Origin of the sequence: Altericroceibacterium xinjiangense (assembly GCF_003958635.1) — a bacterium.
GTDB lineage: Bacteria > Pseudomonadota > Alphaproteobacteria > Sphingomonadales > Sphingomonadaceae > Altericroceibacterium_A > Altericroceibacterium_A xinjiangense.
The window spans coordinates 236,031-252,208 of record NZ_RSEK01000004.1; the positions used below are offsets into that span (position 1 = coordinate 236,031).

Here is a 16,178-nt window from a genome sequence, read left to right on the forward strand (position 1 = left end):
GGTGACTCGTCCCGCGAAGCATATCGCCCGGTTGCTCCGGTGGGGCCGCACACTGGCCCGGCACGGAGCACTGCGCGGGATCGAGAACGATCTCCGCACCCCGACGCCGGTGCGCCGGCTGGTGCGGGTCGCCCGGTTCGGGACGAAGCAGCCGGCAGAGCCCGACTACGCCGCCGCCTTCCGCGAAATCGGTCCGGCGGCGATCAAGCTGGGCCAGACGCTGGCGACCCGGCCGGACCTCGTCGGCCCGGACGCGGTGCGCAACCTGCTGTCGCTGCAGGATCGCCTGCCGCCCGTCCCGTTCGATCGGATCGCGGCCGAGATCGAAACCAGCTTCGAACAGCCGATCGAGGCCCTGTTCTCGGAGATCGACCCGGTCCCGGTCGGCTCGGCCTCCGTGGCGCAAGTATACAAGGCGACCACCACCGACGGGCGCGTGGTCGCGGTCAAGGTCCTGCGCCCGGGCGTGCGCGAACGCTTTGCCAAGGACATCACGACATATGAGTGGGCCGCGGCCCATCTCGAGGCGTTCGGCGGGGAAGCGCGGCGGCTGCGGCCAAGCCTGACGATCGCCAACTTCAAGCGCTGGACCAACCGGGAACTGGACCTGCGGCGCGAGGCGGCCTCTGCCAGCGAACTGGCCGACGCGATGCGGGGGTACGAAGGGTACTGCATCCCTTCGATCGACTGGGACCGGACCAATGGCCGGGTGATGACGATCGAATGGATCCAGGGCGTCAAGATCAGCGATATCGAGGCGCTGAAGGCAGCGGGGCACGACTTGCCGCTGCTGGCCCGGCGGCTGGTGCTCGCGTTCCTGACCCAGGCAATCCGCGCGGGATTCTTCCATGCCGACATGCACCAGGGCAATCTGTTCGTCCGGCCGGACGGGACGATCGTCGCGATCGACTTCGGGATCATGGGCCGGATCGACCGCCGCGCACGGCAATGGCTGGCGGAAATCCTTTATGGGCTGACCACCGGCAATTACCGGCGGGTGGCCGAGATCCACTTCGAGGCGCAATACGTGCCGAGCTACCATTCGGTAGAGGAATTCGCGACCGCGCTGCGCGCCGTGGGGGAGCCGATGCGCGGCAAACCGGTGAGCGAGCTTTCGGTCGGGCAGATGCTCGACGGCTTGTTCGCGATCACGCGCGATTTCGACATGCAGACCCAGCCGCACTTGCTGCTGCTGCAAAAGACGATGGTGATGGTCGAGGGGATCGCCACCCAGCTCGATCCCGGCATCAACATGTGGGACGTTTCCGGCCCGTTCGTGCGGGAATGGGTCCGCGACGAACTGGGTCCCGAAGCCGCGCTGGCCGAGCGGATCCGCCGCGATACCGCGACCCTGCTGCGCTTGCCGGAACTGATCCGCCGGATAGAGGACCGCTACCCGGCTCAGGGCGGCGCGCCCGAAGCACCTCCGCTGCCCGAAATCGAATTGTTCTGGGAAGCTCCCCGCGCCCGGCTCGGCTTGTGGCCGGGTTACCTCGGCGCGGCGGCGTTCGGCGGGTTCCTGGTCTGGGCCGGGGCGATGGTGGGCTTGTGGGCCTGAGGGCATGAGCGGGCCGCGAATCCTGCTGATCGTCGGCGGAGGGATCGCCGCCTACAAGGCGTGCGAGCTGGTGCGCCTGATCCGCAAGGGCGGCGGAGATGTCACCTGCGTGCTGACCGAGGGCGGCGCGCATTTCGTCACGGCGATGAGCCTGGCTGCGCTGTCCGGCAACGAAGTCCACACGTCCTTGTGGAACCTCAAGGAAGAGGCCGAGATGGGCCATATCCAGCTCAGCCGGCAGGCGGATCTGGTCGTCGTCTGTCCCGCCACCGCCGACTTGCTGGCGAAGATGGCTGCCGGTCTTGCGGGCGATCTTGCCACGACGCTGCTGCTGGCAACCGACAAGCCGGTGCTGGCCGTTCCGGCGATGAACGTGCGCATGTGGCAGCACCCTGCGACGCAGCGTAACCTCGGCTGGCTTGAACAGAGCGGTGTCCACGTGATGCAGCCGGATGAAGGGGAGATGGCCTGCGGCGAATTCGGCCCCGGGCGCCTGCCTGAACCGGAAGCGATCTGGCGCAGGATCGAGGCGCTGCTGAAGCCTGCCTCCCGCCCGCTGGCCGGAAAGCACGTGCTGGTGACGGCCGGCCCGACGCATGAGCCGATCGACCCGGTGCGCTACATCGCCAACCGTTCTTCTGGAAAACAGGGTTTTGCGGTTGCCGAAGCGGCCGCCGAAGCCGGGGCGCGAGTGACGCTCGTGTCAGGGCCGGTGACGCTCCAGACTCCTGCGGGGGTGGAGCGGATCGATGTCGAAACCGCCCGGCAGATGGCTCACGCGGTCGAAAGCGCCTTGCCGGCCGATGTCGCGGTGCTGGTGGCCGCGGTCGCCGATTGGCGCGCGCGCGATCTGGCGTCCGAAAAGATCAAGAAGACGGACTCCGGCCCGCCGGCACTGGCGCTGACAGAGAACCCCGACATCCTGCGCAGCCTCGCCGCAAGTGCGCAGCGGCCCCGGCTGCTGGTCGGCTTTGCCGCCGAAACCGAGAACGTGATCGACCACGCTACGGCGAAGCGGCAGCGCAAGGGTGCCGACTGGATCGTCGCCAACGATGTATCGACCGGAGAAACGGGAAGCGTGATGGGCGGGGCGGACAACACCGTTCATCTGGTGCGCGAGGCCGGAGTGGAGAGCTGGGACACGATGAGCAAACAGGACGTCGCCCGCAAGCTGGTGGAACGGATCGCCGATGCCCTCCTCTGATCCCGTGCCGGTAAGGATCCGCCGCTTGCCTCACGGCCAGGGGCTCACCCTGCCGGCTTATGCCACGCAGGGCGCGGCCGGGATGGACGTGCTTTCGGCCGAAGATGTCACGCTTGCCCCCGGCGCGCGCCACGCGGTGGCGACCGGGTTGGCGATGGCGATCCCGGAAGGGTACGAAATTCAGGTGCGCCCGCGTTCCGGCCTGGCGCTGAAGCACGGGATCAGCGTGCCCAACACGCCCGGCACGATCGATTCCGACTATCGCGGCGAGTTGAAGGTGATCCTCATCAACCATGGGGCCGAGCCGTTCGCGATCCAGCGCGGGGACCGGATCGCGCAGCTGGTGCTTGTACCGGTGACGCAGGCCGCATGGCAGGAAGTGAACGAACTGGACGAAACCGGGCGGGGTGAGGGCGGCTTTGGCTCGACTGGCGTGAAACGGCCCGGATAGGCCGATGCGGCAAGGGCGATCCGGTTGGCACGGCAGCGTGAGCAAGGTAGCGGTTCCGGCGTGAAGTCGAGTGTTCTCCGGCATCCCGTCCGGGTCGTCCCGCTGTTGTTCCTGGCGACGATCGCCATCGGGACCGTTCTGCTGCTGCTGCCGGTATCCCGGGCAGGGCCGGGATCGGCATCGCTGCTGGATGCCGTGTTTACCGCCACCTCTGCGGTGGCGGTGACCGGCCTCGCCACCGTCGATACCGCCACGTACTGGTCGTTCTTCGGTCAAGCCGTCATCCTGCTGCTGTTGCAGATCGGCGGGTTCGGCATCATGACCGGCGCGGTCGTGCTTGGTCTGGTCGCCGGGCGCGATTTCCGCCTGCGGGACCGGCTCGCGACCGAAGTGGAGCGCAATCGGCTGCTCGGCAGCAGCGCGCGTTCGGTGCTCTACCTCGCCTTTACGGTGACGCTGGTGGTGGAAGCGGGGATCGCGCTGGTCCTGATCCTGCGACTTCGGCTGGCCCACGGGGAAAGCTGGGGGCAGGCAGTCTGGAACGGCGTGTTCCATTCCGTATCGGCTTTCAACAACGCAGGTTTCTCGACGTATTCCGATAGCGTGATGGGTTTCCAGGCCGATTTCTGGATCCTCGGGCCGATCATGTTCGCGGTCGTGCTGTCCTCGCTCGGATTTCCGGTGATCCAGGAACTGCGCAATCGCCCCTTCGCCTTTCGCAGCTGGAGCCTTCACAGCAAGATCACGTTCTTGGGTACGCTGTTCCTGCTGGCGGCGGGCTTCGTCGGGGTGCTGGCGGCGGAGTGGAGCAATCCGGCCACTCTCGGGCCAATGCCGTGGAGCGCCAAGACGCTCAACGCCGCGTTCCATTCCGTGATGCCGCGCACGGCTGGGTTCAACAGCCTCAACGTTGGCGATTTCCGGGTCGAAACCCTTGGGATCAATTATGTGCTGATGTTCATCGGCGGCGGCAGCGCGGGGACGGCAGGAGGGATCAAGATCACCACCGTATTCCTGCTGCTGCTGATCGTCTGGGCCGAAATCCGGGGACAGCAGGACACCAACGTGATGGGCCGCCGGGTCGGCAGCCGGGTGGAACGCCAGGCGCTGGCGGTGGGCGTACTGGCCGGCGTGCTGATCGCGGTTGCCACCCTGGTGTTGGTCTCCATCAGCCATATGCCGATGCAGGATATCCTGTTTGAGGCAATCTCCGCCTTTTCGACTGTCGGCTTGTCCACCGGGATAACCGCCGACTTGCCGCCCGCCGGTCAAGTGGTGCTGATCGTGCTGATGTATCTGGGGCGCGTGGGAACCATCACCGTCGCCACCGCGCTGGCCTTGCAGCACAACCAGAAACGCTATCGTTATCCGGAGGAGAACCCGATTGTCGGCTGATCGCAGAAAGCCCGTTCTCGTGATCGGCCTGGGCCGGTTCGGCGGCGCTGTCGCCAGCTCGCTGATGCGCATGGGGCATGAGGTGCTGGGTGTCGATGCCGATCCCCTGCTGGTGCAGGCAATGGCGGACCAGCTGACCCAGACGGTGCAGGCCGACACCACCGACATCGATGCCCTGAAGGCAATCGGCGCGGGGGATTTTTCCTCCGCCGTCGTCGGGATCGGCACCGATATCGAAGCCAGCGTGCTGACCGTGCTCGGCCTTTCCGACCTTGAGGTCCCATCGATCTGGGCCAAGGCGACCAACGACAATCATGGCCGCATCCTGCAACGCACGGGCGCCCATCACATCGTCTATCCCGAAGCGCGAATGGGGGAGCGCGTCGCCCACTTGCTGAACGGGCGCCTGCTGGACTTCATCCAGCTTGCCGACCGGTTCGCGATCGGCAAGCTGCAGGCGCCCGCGCCGATCGTCGGGGCGACCCTGCAGATGACCGATGTCCGGCAGAAGTACGGGATCACCGTGATCGGGATCAAGCGGGCGGAGGAAGACTTCGTCTATGCCGTTCCGGACACCTGGATCCTGCCCGAGGACATCATGATCATCGCCGGATCGGTCGAGAATATTGAGCGGTTCGCCGCCCTGCGAGGACCGGCGTGAGCCGAAGCCCCGGTGCCGATACGAAAAAGGCGGGCCCTCGCGGACCCGCCTTTCCTGGTGATTTCTGAACCGGCCTTAGTTGCTGCGACGCACCGGCTGCCGTTCCGGGGCGACGGAAATGCGCACGGTCTCACCGGAATTTCCGGGGAAATCCGTGAACATCGCCTCAACCAGGTTGGGCACGAGGTACTGGAGCCGGTTGGACGTCGAAACCGCTTCGGCGCGGCCTTCGAACAGCGGCTGGCCATCGACTGCTCGATCGATCTCCAGCTCGATACCGCTGGTGTAGACGGTATAGCTGTTGATGTTCGGACCGCCGAAGAACGGATCGTGCCAGCCATAGCCCCATGCCCCGCCCGGCGCGTAGCCAAACGGCATTCCAAAGCCGGAATAGCCGAAGCGGGAATAGCCGAAGGGCTGATAGCCGTACCACGGCGAGAAGAACGGATCGCGGAAGCCCGGCGTGCTGCGGATCCGCTCACGCCCGTTGCTGACGCCATAGTCGAACTTCACCAGCAGTGTGGCATCCTGAGGCGTAGCGGCCTGGGCATAGCCGAGGCGCTGCATCTGCGCCGCAACATGACGGGCGTACGTGGCGAATTCGAGCCCGCCGGCCTCTGCCGGATCTTCGGACACGACATAGAACGATTCGCCCTGCGGAGCGGGCAGCTGGGTGGCAAACCGCGACACGTCGGCATTGAACGGGGTGGCACAAGCGGCCAGGCCAGCCAGAACCAGCGGAATCGTCGCCATCTTCAGCGCGCGCCCGAGGCTCTTTTTCTGGGTGCTCATTGGTTTTCTCTCCAAAAGAACGTTGCGCAGCGCAGCCTGTTTTCGAAAACCGGGCGTGAGCAATCTGGATAAGGCGTGTTCTACCCACGGCGGGCTGAACCCGACTTGAATGTCCTTCCGGAAAATTGTGCGTTTTTAAGTGCTTGCACCTATCCGGCCGCCCGCCGCCCGGTGCGGATCCAGCCGCCCGGCGGCGCAGATCCTGCCTTCTGCCCTATCCGCGGACAAGCCCCAGCGCGCGGTAGGCCTTGTTCAGCGTGGGCCGCCCGATTTCGCGCGCTTCGGCCGCACCCCGGGCAAGGATCGCGTCGAGCGCTTCGCGATCGGCCTTGAGTTCGGTGAAGCGCTGCGTGATCGGGCCAAGCGTCTCGATCAGCAATTCGCCCAGCGCAGGCTTGAACGCGCCGAACCCCTGGCCGCCGAACTCATCGAGCACTGACTGGACGCTCCGCCCCGACAGCGCGCCGTACAGGGAGACGAGGTTCACGGCCTCGGGCCGGCCTTCCAGCCCGCCCGGCTCGCTCGGCAAGGGTTCGGGATCGGTCTTGGCCTTCTTGACCTTGCGCATCATCGTGTCGGCATCGTCCGACAAGCTGATCCGGCTCATCTCCGACGGGTCGGACTTGCTCATCTTCGCAGTGCCGTCGCGCAAGGACATGATCCGCGCGGATTCCGGCGGGATGATCGGTTCGGGCAGGGTGAAGATTTCCTCACCGCCGCCGAAATCGTGGTTGAACTTCTGCGCGATGTCGCGGGCCAGTTCCAGATGCTGCTTCTGGTCCTCGCCCACCGGAACGTGGGTTGCCTGGTACAGCAGCACGTCGGCCGCCTGCAGCACGGGATAAGTGTAGAGCGCCACGCTGGCGCCTTCACGGTTCTTGCCGGACTTGTCCTTGAACTGGGTCATCCGGTTCAGCCAGCCGATCCGCGCGGTGCCGTTCAGCAACCACTGCAATTCCGCGTGGGCGGGAACCTGCGCCTGGTTGAACAGGATCGAGCGTTCGGGATCGATCCCGCAGGCGACCAGCGCGGCGACCATTCCCAGCGTGTTGGCGGACAATTCCGCTGGATCGTGTGGCATGGAAATCGCGTGCAGATCGGCCAGGAAGAACAGGCACTGCCCGCCTTCGCGGCCGACTTCGTCCTGCATCCGCACCCAGTTGCGGATCGCGCCGAGGTAATTGCCGAGATGGAGATTGCCGGTGGGCTGAATGCCGGAAACGACGCGCATGGAGGTCACCTGTAAAAATGCCGGAGAGTTGAACAGCGAAACGCCCGATGGCCTCAGGCGGGGCGGCGCAGCAGTTGGTTGATCGTCTTGCGGTCGAGGACCTTCAGCGCGAACGCGGCGACGAGGAACACCGTGCCGCCCAGCGCCACCAGTCCGACGACGGAGGCAATGCGTTCGAAAAGCGAGCCCGCGTACCAGCCGGTTCCGTAAGGCAGGGCATACCACAAGGCCGCCCCCATCAGCGCGCTCGCAAGTCCGATCCGCAAGATACGCCCCAGCGCCAGCGGAGTAAGGTGGTAGAACCCGCGCAGGCTGAGGATGGTGTAAAGCCCGGCGCAGTTGATCCACGCCGCGGCCGATCCTGCCAGCGCCAGTCCGACCACACCGAGGCGGGGCACCAGCAGGAAGTTGAGCGCGATGTTCACCAGCAGCGATCCGCCCGCCGTGTAGACCGGCGTCCGTGTGTCCTTGCGCGCGAAGAAGCTCGGCATCAGAACCTTGATCAGCACATAGGCCGGGAGGCCAAGCACCAGGGCCGAAACGACCGCCCCGGTCTGGAGGGCATCGGCGTACGTGAAGGCGCCGCCGACGTAGAACGCGCGGGTGAAGGCGCTGCCGACGAAGAACAGCGCCACGGCCGCGGGCACGGTCAGCAGCAGGGCCAGCTCCACCGCATTGCTTTGCAGCCGGAACGCGCCTTCCTGATCGTCTTGCGCGACAAAGCGGGAGAGCGAGGGCAGGATCGCGGTGCCCAGGGCGATCCCGATGATCCCCAGCGGCAACTGGTTGAGCCGGTCCGCCATCGCAAGGAAGGTATAGGCGCCGTCCGGCAGGGTGGAGAGAAAGAACAAGTCGATGAAACGGCTGATCTGGTAGACCCCGGCGCCCAGCACGGCGGGAAGGATCAGCATGCCCAGTTCCCGTACGCCCGGCGTGATACGAGGACGCCCCAGGCCGATCCTGAACCCTTGCCGGTGCGCCCACCATCCGAGCCAGAGCATCTGCAGGAACCCGGAAACCGTCACCGCGATCGCCAACCAGAAGCCGATCTGGCGCCGCACCTCGATTGAGTCGCTTTGCAGGATGCCGATTACCAGCACGGTGAGCATGCACAGGTTCAGCAGGATCGGCGCGGCGGCCGCGGCGGCGAACCGGGAAAGGCTGTTGAGGATGGAGGCGAACACCGTCGCCAGGCTCATGAACGCGAGATAGGGGAAGGTCAGGCGCGCCATCAGCACCGCGAGGTCGTAAAGCTCGGGGTCTTCCTCGATCCCTTCGTTGGCGAACAGGCCGGCGATCCACGGCATCGCGATCAGCGCGAGGGCGGAAAACACGATCAGGATCGGGATCAGCACCGCCAGCACTTCGCCGGTGAAGGCTCGCGCGTCCGAAAGGTCAGGGTCCAGCAGGTCGCCCTTTGCCGACATCCGGCGGTTGAACAGCGGCACGAAGGCGGAGGCGAAGGCGCCTTCGGCAAACAGGCGGCGGAAGATGTTGGGCAGCTGAAACGCCAGCTGCCAGGCATCGGCCACCCCGCCGGCGCCGAGCGTCCGCGCCAGCAGGATGTCGCGCGCGAAGCCGAACACCCGGCTGACCAGCGTCAGTCCGCCGATCGTGCCGACATTGCGGATAAGGCTCATGCGGGGAACCTCCCGCGCGGGAAGGGTGTCAGCCTTCGCCGCCGAAGATGGAGGTGTCCGATTCCGCCTGACGGTTCTGCAGGTTCTGCAGATAGATGCCGTTGAAATCGATCGGGTCGAGCACGAGCGGCGCAAAACCGGCGTCGCGCGTCGCGTCGGCGACTACCCGCCGGGCGAACGGGAACAGCAGCCGCGGCCCTTCGGCGTACATGAAGGCGTGCTTCTGGTCCTCGGTCATGTTGCGCATGCCGACAAGGCCGCAATAGGCAAGCTCAACGATGTAGAAGCTGCCGGCCTGGCCCTTGGCGTTGACCGAGATCTTCAGCTCGATCTCGCTGACTTCCTGGTTTACCGCGCGGGCGCCGATGTTGAACTGGACATCGAGCTGCGGCTGGTCCTGCCACTGGAAGCTTTCCGGAGCCTTCGGGTTTTCAACCGACAAGTCCTTGATGTACTGGGTGATGACCCCGGCCACCGGCTGGGTGTCGGCGCCGTTGCCGCCCATCGCCCCGTTGGACGCGTTGGTGAGATCGGGGGTGTCGCCCTGGTCGGCCATGATGAATCTTTCGGCTTGAGTTCACGGGAAATCGAAGGCCTGCGCGCCTAGCACCGTGCCGCGGTGCCCGCAACGGCCACGCGAACCGGGCCGAAATTGGGAACGGGAGCGATTTTGCCCGTTGTTCGTTTGTAATTGCGTCCTATCTCAGGCACGTTGCCAAGAACCAGAGTGCCGAAGTTGTATCGGGATTCGACCGGAAATTCAGGAAGTCGCGTGATCGTTGAAATTGTCATTCTGGCCATGATCGCAGCCTTTTTGGGCCTGCGGCTCTACTCCGTGCTCGGCCGCCGTGCCGAGCATGAGGAAGAGCCCGTGCCCACGCGGTTTGAGCCGAACGACAGCGCGTCCGCACCGCGCCAGATCGCGCCTTCGGCGACTAACCAGCCGGCCCTGCGGCCCAGCCGCGAAATCGTCGGGTTCCCGCCCGCGATCGAAAGCGGCCTGCGCGATATCGCGGCCGTCGATCGCCGCTTCGACTTGCTCGCTTTCCTGGAGGGCGCGAAAAGCGCCTACGCCATGATCCTCGAAGCTTTCTGGCGCGGGGACAAGGAAGAACTGCGCCAGCTTTGCGACCAGGACGTGTACGAAGGATTCGTCGCAGCCATCGACGCGCGGGAAGCCGCGGGTGAACGGCTGGATAACCGGCTGGTGCGGATCGAGGATACCACGATCCATTCCGCCAGTCTGGACGGGCAGATCGCCCACATCACCGTCCGCTTCGTGGCCGACATCGCTGCCGTGACGTATGACCGCGACGGCCACATGGTCGCCGGATCGCTGGACGATGCGGTCGAAAGCCGCGACATCTGGTGTTTCTCGCGCGATGTCCGCTCGGCAAGCCCGGACTGGGTGCTCGACGAAACCGACGAAGATTGATCCGCCGATGCGGCGGGCCTCGACGCCAGTCGCCGGGGTGCTGTTCGCCGCGCGGACACGCCAGGGTTTTGGGCCCAGCAAGGGTTATTAGTGATGAAGGCTCCGCGTGGCCTGACGATCGAGGAAGCCGCGCTCTGGTCTCAGGTGACCGCCACGGTGAAGCCGCTGCGCGAAACGCCGCGTCCGCCGACAAAGGCCATCGCCCCCTCCGCCACGGTTGCGCCTGATCCTCCGAAGAAGGTCGCTCCCGCCCGGCGGCTTGTCCGTTCGTCGCCTCCTGCTCCGCCTCCACCTCCACGCCAGCGAGAGGAGCCGGGACTGGACTCTCATTGGGACCGGCGGCTCAAGGGCGGTGCGCTCGGGCCGGATTTCACGCTGGACCTTCACGGGCATACGCTCGACGCGGCGCACCGGCGGCTGGAACACGGGCTGAGCCAGGCGCGAGCGATGGATGCGCGGCTGGTGCTGGTGATCACCGGCAAGCCGCGTCCCGCCGATCCCGCCGACCGAGGCAATCGCCGAGGGGCGATCCGGGCCAAGATTCTCGATTGGCTGGCTGCCGGGTCGTATGCGTCGGACATCGCCGCAATTCGCGGGGCGCACCGCCGCCACGGGGGCGAGGGGGCGCTCTACATCGTACTCAAGCGGCGGCGGTAGACCCCTAGAGGCCCGACGCGGCTAGCGAGAGCAGGCAGTGCGGCATCACTTGCGACAGCGTGTTCTTGCCGGAAATGTCCTGGGCCTCCGCCGAAAGCACACGCGCAATCGCTTCCCGGTTCATCCCGGTCTGATCCATGATCTCGGCCGAGGCGCGGATGAAATACTCGCTGCCCCGCTCCTGCAAGGCTGGCCACGCGAGGGCTTCCTGGTTGCCGGCCTGCTGCCGGTTTGCGGCCAGCGCGAACGCTGCCGAACACCGTACCAGCATGCGCTGTTCCATCGAAAGCGCCGGCGAAGACTGCGGCGCGGCCGGCTGGGCAAAAACGGCGGCCGGTACGAGAGCGAGGACAAGGACGAGGCGTTTCATGGCCGCCGGCCTAACCGCCCCAAGCTGAACCGGACCTGCGTCCGGCGCAGCATCACTTCATCTCCCGCGTCTTCTTGCGCGTCGCGGCAAAGCCGTCGCGGCGCATCTTCTCGAAGCCGACTCGCTGCTCGAAGCCGGGGTCCTGCGGATAGTCGCGGTAGTCGGCGAGGGTCTCCGAGAACAGTTCCTCCACTTCGTCCTTGTGATCGGGGTGGGTGAAGATGTTCGCCCGGTTTTCGCGGATGCCATCGAGGATCCGCGCGCCGATGATGTCCGGCTCCATGCCGAATTCGTGGACCCCGGCCAGCCGCTCGACCATGGCCGTGTCCACCGGCTTCATCTCCCCTTTCAGGGTATCGGGGCGGATGTCGTCGCTGGCGTAGATATAGCTTTTCACCAGTCCCGGATGGACCACGGACACGCCGATCCCGTACTCCACCATCGAGTGGCGCAGCGAATAGCTCAGCCCGCGTACCGCGAACTTGGCGGTGTTGTAGATGCCCGGCGCGCCTTGCGCGATGAAGGAAGCCATGCTGGCGGTGTTGGTGATGTGTCCGCCGGTGATTTCGCCGGAAAGCGCGCGCTTCTTCATCCGCGGGGCGAACGTCATCACCCCGTTGATCACCCCGTGCAGGTTGACGCCAAGCAGCCAGTCCCAGTCGTCGTAGGAGGAATCCTCGATCGTCTGGAAAAGGTTCACCCCGGCATTGTTGAACAGCAGGCTGACAGGGCCGAACTCGGCTTCCACCTTGTCCGCTGCCTCACGAAAGCCCTCCCGGCTGGCAACGTCGAGCTGGACGCCCATCACTTCCCGGTTGTCGAGGCTGGCGAGCGCGCGGTCGATCGCATCCTGACGGATATCGGCGATCGCGACCTTGCACCCCTCGTTCAGCAGGTTGCGGACAATCCCGATGCCGACGCCGTTGGCGCCGCCGGTGACAAAGGCCGTGCGGCCCGCAAGATCGATCATGGTTGTCCTCTTCCGGTTTTTTCGTTGCGCGCAGTCTGGCCACCCTCATCCTCTCCCGCAAGCGGGAGGGAGAGTTTTTCGGCTACTTCGCCGCGGCGGCAGCCCGCTCCATCCCGAGCACCGGATTTTCCGGGCCCGACTGGCGGCCCGTGAGAAATTCATTGAGGATGCGCCGCTTGGTGAACAGCCAGCGGCCGTTCTCCTTGCGCAGTTCGTCTTCATAGATCCCGAAGGTGCCCATCTTCAGGCTGTTGCCCGGGCCGTTGTTGGCCATTTCGTACCAGAAGGACCGGCTCCATGCGTGGTCGCCTTCCACCTGAATCGCACTATGGGCCAGCACGTGGCGCAGGATCGCGGGGTTTCCCTCCTCGTCCGTGTAGACGGTCGCGATGCGTTCCTTGAAGCTTTTTGCCGTCGCCCGGATGTTGTCGCGCCCTTTGGTGGCGCCGCTGGCAAATTCCAGTTCTGCGTCTTCGGTGAAGGTGGCGGCGTAGGAATCGAAATCGTTGTAATCCATGGCGAACAGATAGCGCGCCATCAGGTCCTCTATCTCGGCGCGGTCCTGCGCATAATCGGCGGAGTAGGTGGGCAGGGCAGGGGAAGGCATGACGGCAGGCTCCGGTACAGGAAGGGCGCAGATGGAAGAAAGCGGCGCGTGCGGCCGCAGGCCGGATCGTTTCGATTTCTTTCGCGTGTCGCCCAGCCGATGAGACAGATTGTTACACGATTTTGCTTCGCCTATCTCTATTCGGCTCATACAAAAGCCCGCAAGCCAATTCGAAAACAAGGCTCCCCCAAGAGGAGCCGAAAGGGAGCAAGCAATGGCGATCGCGCCGAATGCGTTCGAGAGGGCGGGCGGAACGGAGGCAGAGCCGCCGCACGCCGAAACGATGCCCTGGCCGTCGGAAAAGGCCGGGTACTACGCGCTGTTCTGCATTATTTTCGCGACCTTCCTGACCTTCTTCGACCAGACCGTGTTCGCGATGCTGGCGCAGAAGATGAAGCTCAGCTTCGGCTTGTCGGATTCGGCACTTGGCTTCGTTCTTGGGCCCGCAAGCGTGGTTGCCTTCGTGTTCGTCGGGATCCCGCTGGCGCGGCTGGTCGATATCTATCCCCGCAAGTACGTGCTGTCCGCCGGCATCGCCGTCCTTGGCCTGATTACCGCGCTGGGCGGGCTGGCGCAGAGCTTCGGCCAGCTGGTCGCCACGCGGCTGTTCGTCGGCGCGGGCGGATCGGCCAACGGGCCGGGCTCGTATTCCATGCTGTCCGATTTCTTCCGGCCGGTTCGCATTCCGCTGGTGTTCGCGCTGCTGCAGCTGGGTTACATCCTCGGCAGCTCGGTCGGGACGTGGGGCGGCGGTCAGCTGATCGCCTGGACCGAAAGCTGGCCGGAAACGACCGAGTTCCTCGGCCTGACGATCTTCAACTGGCAATGGGTGCTGATCATGATCGGCCTGCCGGGCCTGCTGGCGGCGGTCCTGTTCCTGTTCGTGAAGGAGCCGGCCCGCCGAAACGCCCCCGATGCAAAGCCGCTGGTGCCGGAAGATGCCACGCTGGGGCGCAAGCTGCTCGCCTTCACCGGGTTCGACGCCATTCGGGCGATCAACATGCGCGGCGCCACGTTCTATCCGCTGTTCGCCGCCCTCGCGCTTTCCGCGATCGAGAGCCAGGGCCTGCCCGCCTGGCGGGTGCCGTTCATCTCCCGCACCTATGGCTGGAGCGAGCAGGAGATCGGCAACCTTCTCGGCCCGTTGCTGCTGGTCGCGAACCTCACCGGCATCATGGTCGGCGGGCTGTTCGTTTCTTGGATGAACAAGCGGTACAAGGACGCGAACATTCGCGCGACCGCGATGATCTTCACCTGCACCACGGTTTTCGCCATTGCCGCGCCCCTGATGCCGACCGGCGAACTGGCGCTGGCCTGCATGGCGCTGACCAGCTTGTTCGGCCTGGCCGGAGCGCCCGCGCAGAACGCGGCGATCCAGCGCATTGCCCCCAACGAGATGCGCGGCCAGGTGACGGCGCTCTATCTTTTCATGTTCACTTTCTTCGGCGCGCTCGGCAGCTTCGTGATCGGGATCGTGAGCGACGTGATCGTGGGCGATCCCCAAAAGCTGTGGCAGGCGCTGCTGATCGTCGCCGCAGTGTTCATGCCGATCGCCACCTTCTTCATGTGGCGCGCGATCCGGCCCTACCGCGCGGAAGTCGAGCGGCTGGAGGCAGTGGGGCGCTGAAACCTTAGGGTGAAGCCGACTGGAGCGCTTTGCGTTGGCCCAAGGGCTTTACGTTGACCCAAGGGCTTCACATTGACAATGTCCATCGACCACCCCAGTCGTGTGGGCCACAGAACACATCGCGCACACAGCGGACGGAGAGGACTTGATGGCTGAATACCCCTCGCTCCACATGATCATCAACGGCGAGAAAGTCTCTGGCGGAGGCCGGCGCACGTTCGATGTGGTGAACCCCGCCACCGGAGAGACGATCGGCGCGCTGCCGCTGGCGGGAGCGGCCGATCTCGACCGGGCGCTGGAGGTTGCGAAGGAGGGCTTTGCGATCTGGCGCAAGGCCAGCGCGGCGGAACGCGCGGCGGTGCTGCAGGGCGCGGCCCGGCTGATGCTGGAACGGCGGGAAGAACTCGCCCGCATCGCGACGATGGAGCAAGGCAAGCCGCTGGCCGAAAGCCGCATCGAAGTGATGATGAACGTCGGCTTGTTCCAGTTCTACGCCGGGGAATGCCAGCGCATCTACGGACGCGAACTGGTCCGCCCGGAAGGGCAGCGCTCGGTCGTGCGGTATGAGCCGGTCGGTCCGGTGGCGGCGTTCGCGCCGTGGAACTTCCCGATCGGCAATCCGGGGCGCAAGCTCGGCGCCCCGATCGCGGCCGGTTGCTCGGTCATCATGAAGGCGGCAGAGGAAACGCCGGGTTCCGCGCTTGGCGTGCTGCAGTGCCTGCTGGACGCGGGGCTGCCGAAGGAAGTGGCGCAGGCCGTATTCGGCGTACCGGACGAAGTCAGCCGTCACTTGCTCGGCTCACCCATCATCCGGAAGCTGTCGTTCACTGGCTCCACCGTGGTCGGCAAGCACTTGGTGAAGCTGGCGGCCGACAACATGCTGCGCACGACGATGGAATTGGGCGGTCACGGGCCGGTGCTGGTGTTCGGGGACTCCGATCTCGACAAGGCGCTCGATACCGCGGTCGGCGGCAAGTACCGCAACTGCGGGCAAGTCTGCGTTTCGCCCACGCGCTTCATCGTCGAGGAAAGCGTGTTCGAGAAGTTCCGCGACGGCTTCGTCGAACGGGCAAAGGCGGTGAAGGTCGGCGATGGGCTTGAAGAAGGCACCCAGATGGGCCCGATGGCCAATCCCCGACGGCCCGAAGCGATGGACCACCTGATCGGCGACGCGAAGAGCAAGGGCGCAAAGCTGCACATTGGCGGGGAGCGGATCGGCAACCGCGGGTTCTACTACGCGCCCAGCGTGCTGTCCGAAATCCCGCTTGACGCGACGATCATGAACGAAGAGCCGTTCGGCCCGGTTGCGCTGATCAACCCGTTCCGGGGCGAGGAGGCGATGATCGCCGAGGCCAATCGCCTGCCTTACGGCTTGGCCGCTTACGCCTGGACCGGCGACGCCCAGCGCCAGCGCCGCCTGGGGCGGGAGATCGAATCCGGGATGATCGGCATCAACAGCCACATGATCGGCGGGGCGGACGCCCCCTTCGGCGGGGTCAAGTGGTCGGGCCACGGCAGCGAGGACGGACCGGAAGGCGTGCTGGCCTGTATGCACCTGAAAGCGGTTCACGAGGGATAAC

Annotated in this window: 16 protein-coding genes; 9 read left to right on the plus strand and 7 right to left on the minus strand. The window is 65.5% G+C overall.

Annotated elements, in window-relative coordinates:
- Nucleotide 1: 1 nt before the first annotated feature.
- Genes ubiB through ELY13_RS06730 form a run of 5 tightly spaced genes read left to right on the plus strand, consistent with a single transcriptional unit; the run spans nt 2 to nt 5,269 of the window.
- Nucleotides 2–1,558 (plus strand): 2-polyprenylphenol 6-hydroxylase, encoded by a 1,557-nt coding sequence (ubiB, locus tag ELY13_RS06710; protein ID WP_126173113.1) that lies wholly within the window; start codon nt 2–4, stop codon nt 1,556–1,558.
- A 4-nt stretch (nt 1,559–1,562) separates the two neighbouring features.
- Entirely contained in the window at nt 1,563–2,762 is a 1,200-nt protein-coding gene (gene coaBC, locus ELY13_RS06715; RefSeq protein ID WP_126173114.1) for a bifunctional phosphopantothenoylcysteine decarboxylase/phosphopantothenate--cysteine ligase CoaBC, read from the plus strand.
- A complete protein-coding gene (gene dut / locus ELY13_RS06720; RefSeq protein WP_126173115.1) occupies nt 2,749–3,213 on the plus strand; it encodes a dUTP diphosphatase in 465 nt (154 codons plus the stop codon). The genes coaBC and dut overlap by 14 nt, the downstream gene beginning before the upstream one ends.
- A 60-nt stretch (nt 3,214–3,273) precedes the next feature.
- A complete protein-coding gene (locus ELY13_RS06725; protein WP_126173116.1) occupies nt 3,274–4,608 on the plus strand; it encodes a TrkH family potassium uptake protein in 1,335 nt (444 codons plus the stop codon).
- Nucleotides 4,598–5,269: a potassium channel family protein gene (locus tag ELY13_RS06730; RefSeq protein ID WP_126173117.1), complete on the plus strand. Its 672-nt coding sequence runs from the start codon at nt 4,598–4,600 to the stop codon at nt 5,267–5,269. Before ELY13_RS06725 ends, ELY13_RS06730 begins: the two co-directional genes overlap by 11 nt.
- A 75-nt stretch (nt 5,270–5,344) precedes the next feature.
- Here the strand turns inward: ELY13_RS06730 and ELY13_RS06735 are convergent, their stop codons facing one another.
- The 4 genes from ELY13_RS06735 to secB all read right to left on the minus strand — a co-directional run bounded on the left by ELY13_RS06735 (nt 5,345) and on the right by secB (nt 9,488).
- Nucleotides 5,345–6,061, minus strand: coding sequence for a DUF4136 domain-containing protein (locus tag ELY13_RS06735; RefSeq protein ID WP_126173118.1), 717 nt, complete (start codon nt 6,059–6,061; stop codon nt 5,345–5,347).
- Nucleotides 6,062–6,275: 214 nt separating this feature from the next.
- Nucleotides 6,276–7,292: a tryptophan--tRNA ligase gene (gene trpS, locus ELY13_RS06740; protein WP_126173119.1), complete on the minus strand. Its 1,017-nt coding sequence runs from the start codon at nt 7,290–7,292 to the stop codon at nt 6,276–6,278.
- 53 nt (nt 7,293–7,345) lie between these two features.
- Nucleotides 7,346–8,932 carry a murein biosynthesis integral membrane protein MurJ gene (gene murJ / locus ELY13_RS06745; RefSeq protein WP_126173120.1) on the minus strand — a complete coding sequence of 529 codons (1,587 nt, stop codon included), beginning with the start codon at nt 8,930–8,932 and terminating at the stop codon, nt 7,346–7,348.
- Nucleotides 8,933–8,960: 28 nt separating this feature from the next.
- Nucleotides 8,961–9,488, minus strand: coding sequence for a protein-export chaperone SecB (gene secB, locus ELY13_RS06750; protein WP_126173121.1), 528 nt, complete (start codon nt 9,486–9,488; stop codon nt 8,961–8,963).
- Nucleotides 9,489–9,704: 216 nt separating this feature from the next.
- Between secB and ELY13_RS06755 the strand changes: the two genes are divergently transcribed.
- Together ELY13_RS06755 and ELY13_RS06760 are read left to right on the plus strand one after the other, a co-directional pair.
- Nucleotides 9,705–10,367, plus strand: a complete 663-nt coding sequence (locus ELY13_RS06755) for a Tim44/TimA family putative adaptor protein (RefSeq protein WP_126173122.1) — start codon at nt 9,705–9,707, stop codon at nt 10,365–10,367.
- Nucleotides 10,368–10,460: 93 nt separating this feature from the next.
- On the plus strand, nt 10,461–11,024 hold the full coding sequence (locus ELY13_RS06760; RefSeq protein ID WP_126173123.1) for a Smr/MutS family protein: 564 nt from the start codon (nt 10,461–10,463) through the stop codon (nt 11,022–11,024).
- A 4-nt stretch (nt 11,025–11,028) separates the two neighbouring features.
- On the opposite strand, the gene ELY13_RS06765 is transcribed toward ELY13_RS06760, so the two are convergent.
- The 3 genes from ELY13_RS06765 to ELY13_RS06775 form a co-directional block, all read right to left on the minus strand.
- Nucleotides 11,029–11,394, minus strand: coding sequence for a hypothetical protein (locus tag ELY13_RS06765; protein ID WP_126173124.1), 366 nt, complete (start codon nt 11,392–11,394; stop codon nt 11,029–11,031).
- A gap of 52 nt (nt 11,395–11,446) precedes the next feature.
- On the minus strand, nt 11,447–12,364 hold the full coding sequence (locus ELY13_RS06770) for an SDR family NAD(P)-dependent oxidoreductase (RefSeq protein ID WP_126173125.1): 918 nt from the start codon (nt 12,362–12,364) through the stop codon (nt 11,447–11,449).
- An 82-nt stretch (nt 12,365–12,446) separates the two neighbouring features.
- Complete coding sequence (locus tag ELY13_RS06775) at nt 12,447–12,971, minus strand: nuclear transport factor 2 family protein (protein WP_164549725.1); 525 nt, start codon at nt 12,969–12,971, stop codon at nt 12,447–12,449.
- Between the two features lie 214 nt (nt 12,972–13,185).
- Between ELY13_RS06775 and ELY13_RS06780 the strand changes: the two genes are divergently transcribed.
- Nucleotides 13,186–14,598, plus strand: a complete 1,413-nt coding sequence (locus ELY13_RS06780; RefSeq protein WP_241233576.1) for an MFS transporter — start codon at nt 13,186–13,188, stop codon at nt 14,596–14,598.
- 148 nt (nt 14,599–14,746) lie between these two features.
- Nucleotides 14,747–16,177 (plus strand): NAD-dependent succinate-semialdehyde dehydrogenase, encoded by a 1,431-nt coding sequence (locus ELY13_RS06785; protein WP_126173127.1) that lies wholly within the window; start codon nt 14,747–14,749, stop codon nt 16,175–16,177.
- Nucleotide 16,178 lies beyond the last annotated feature (1 nt).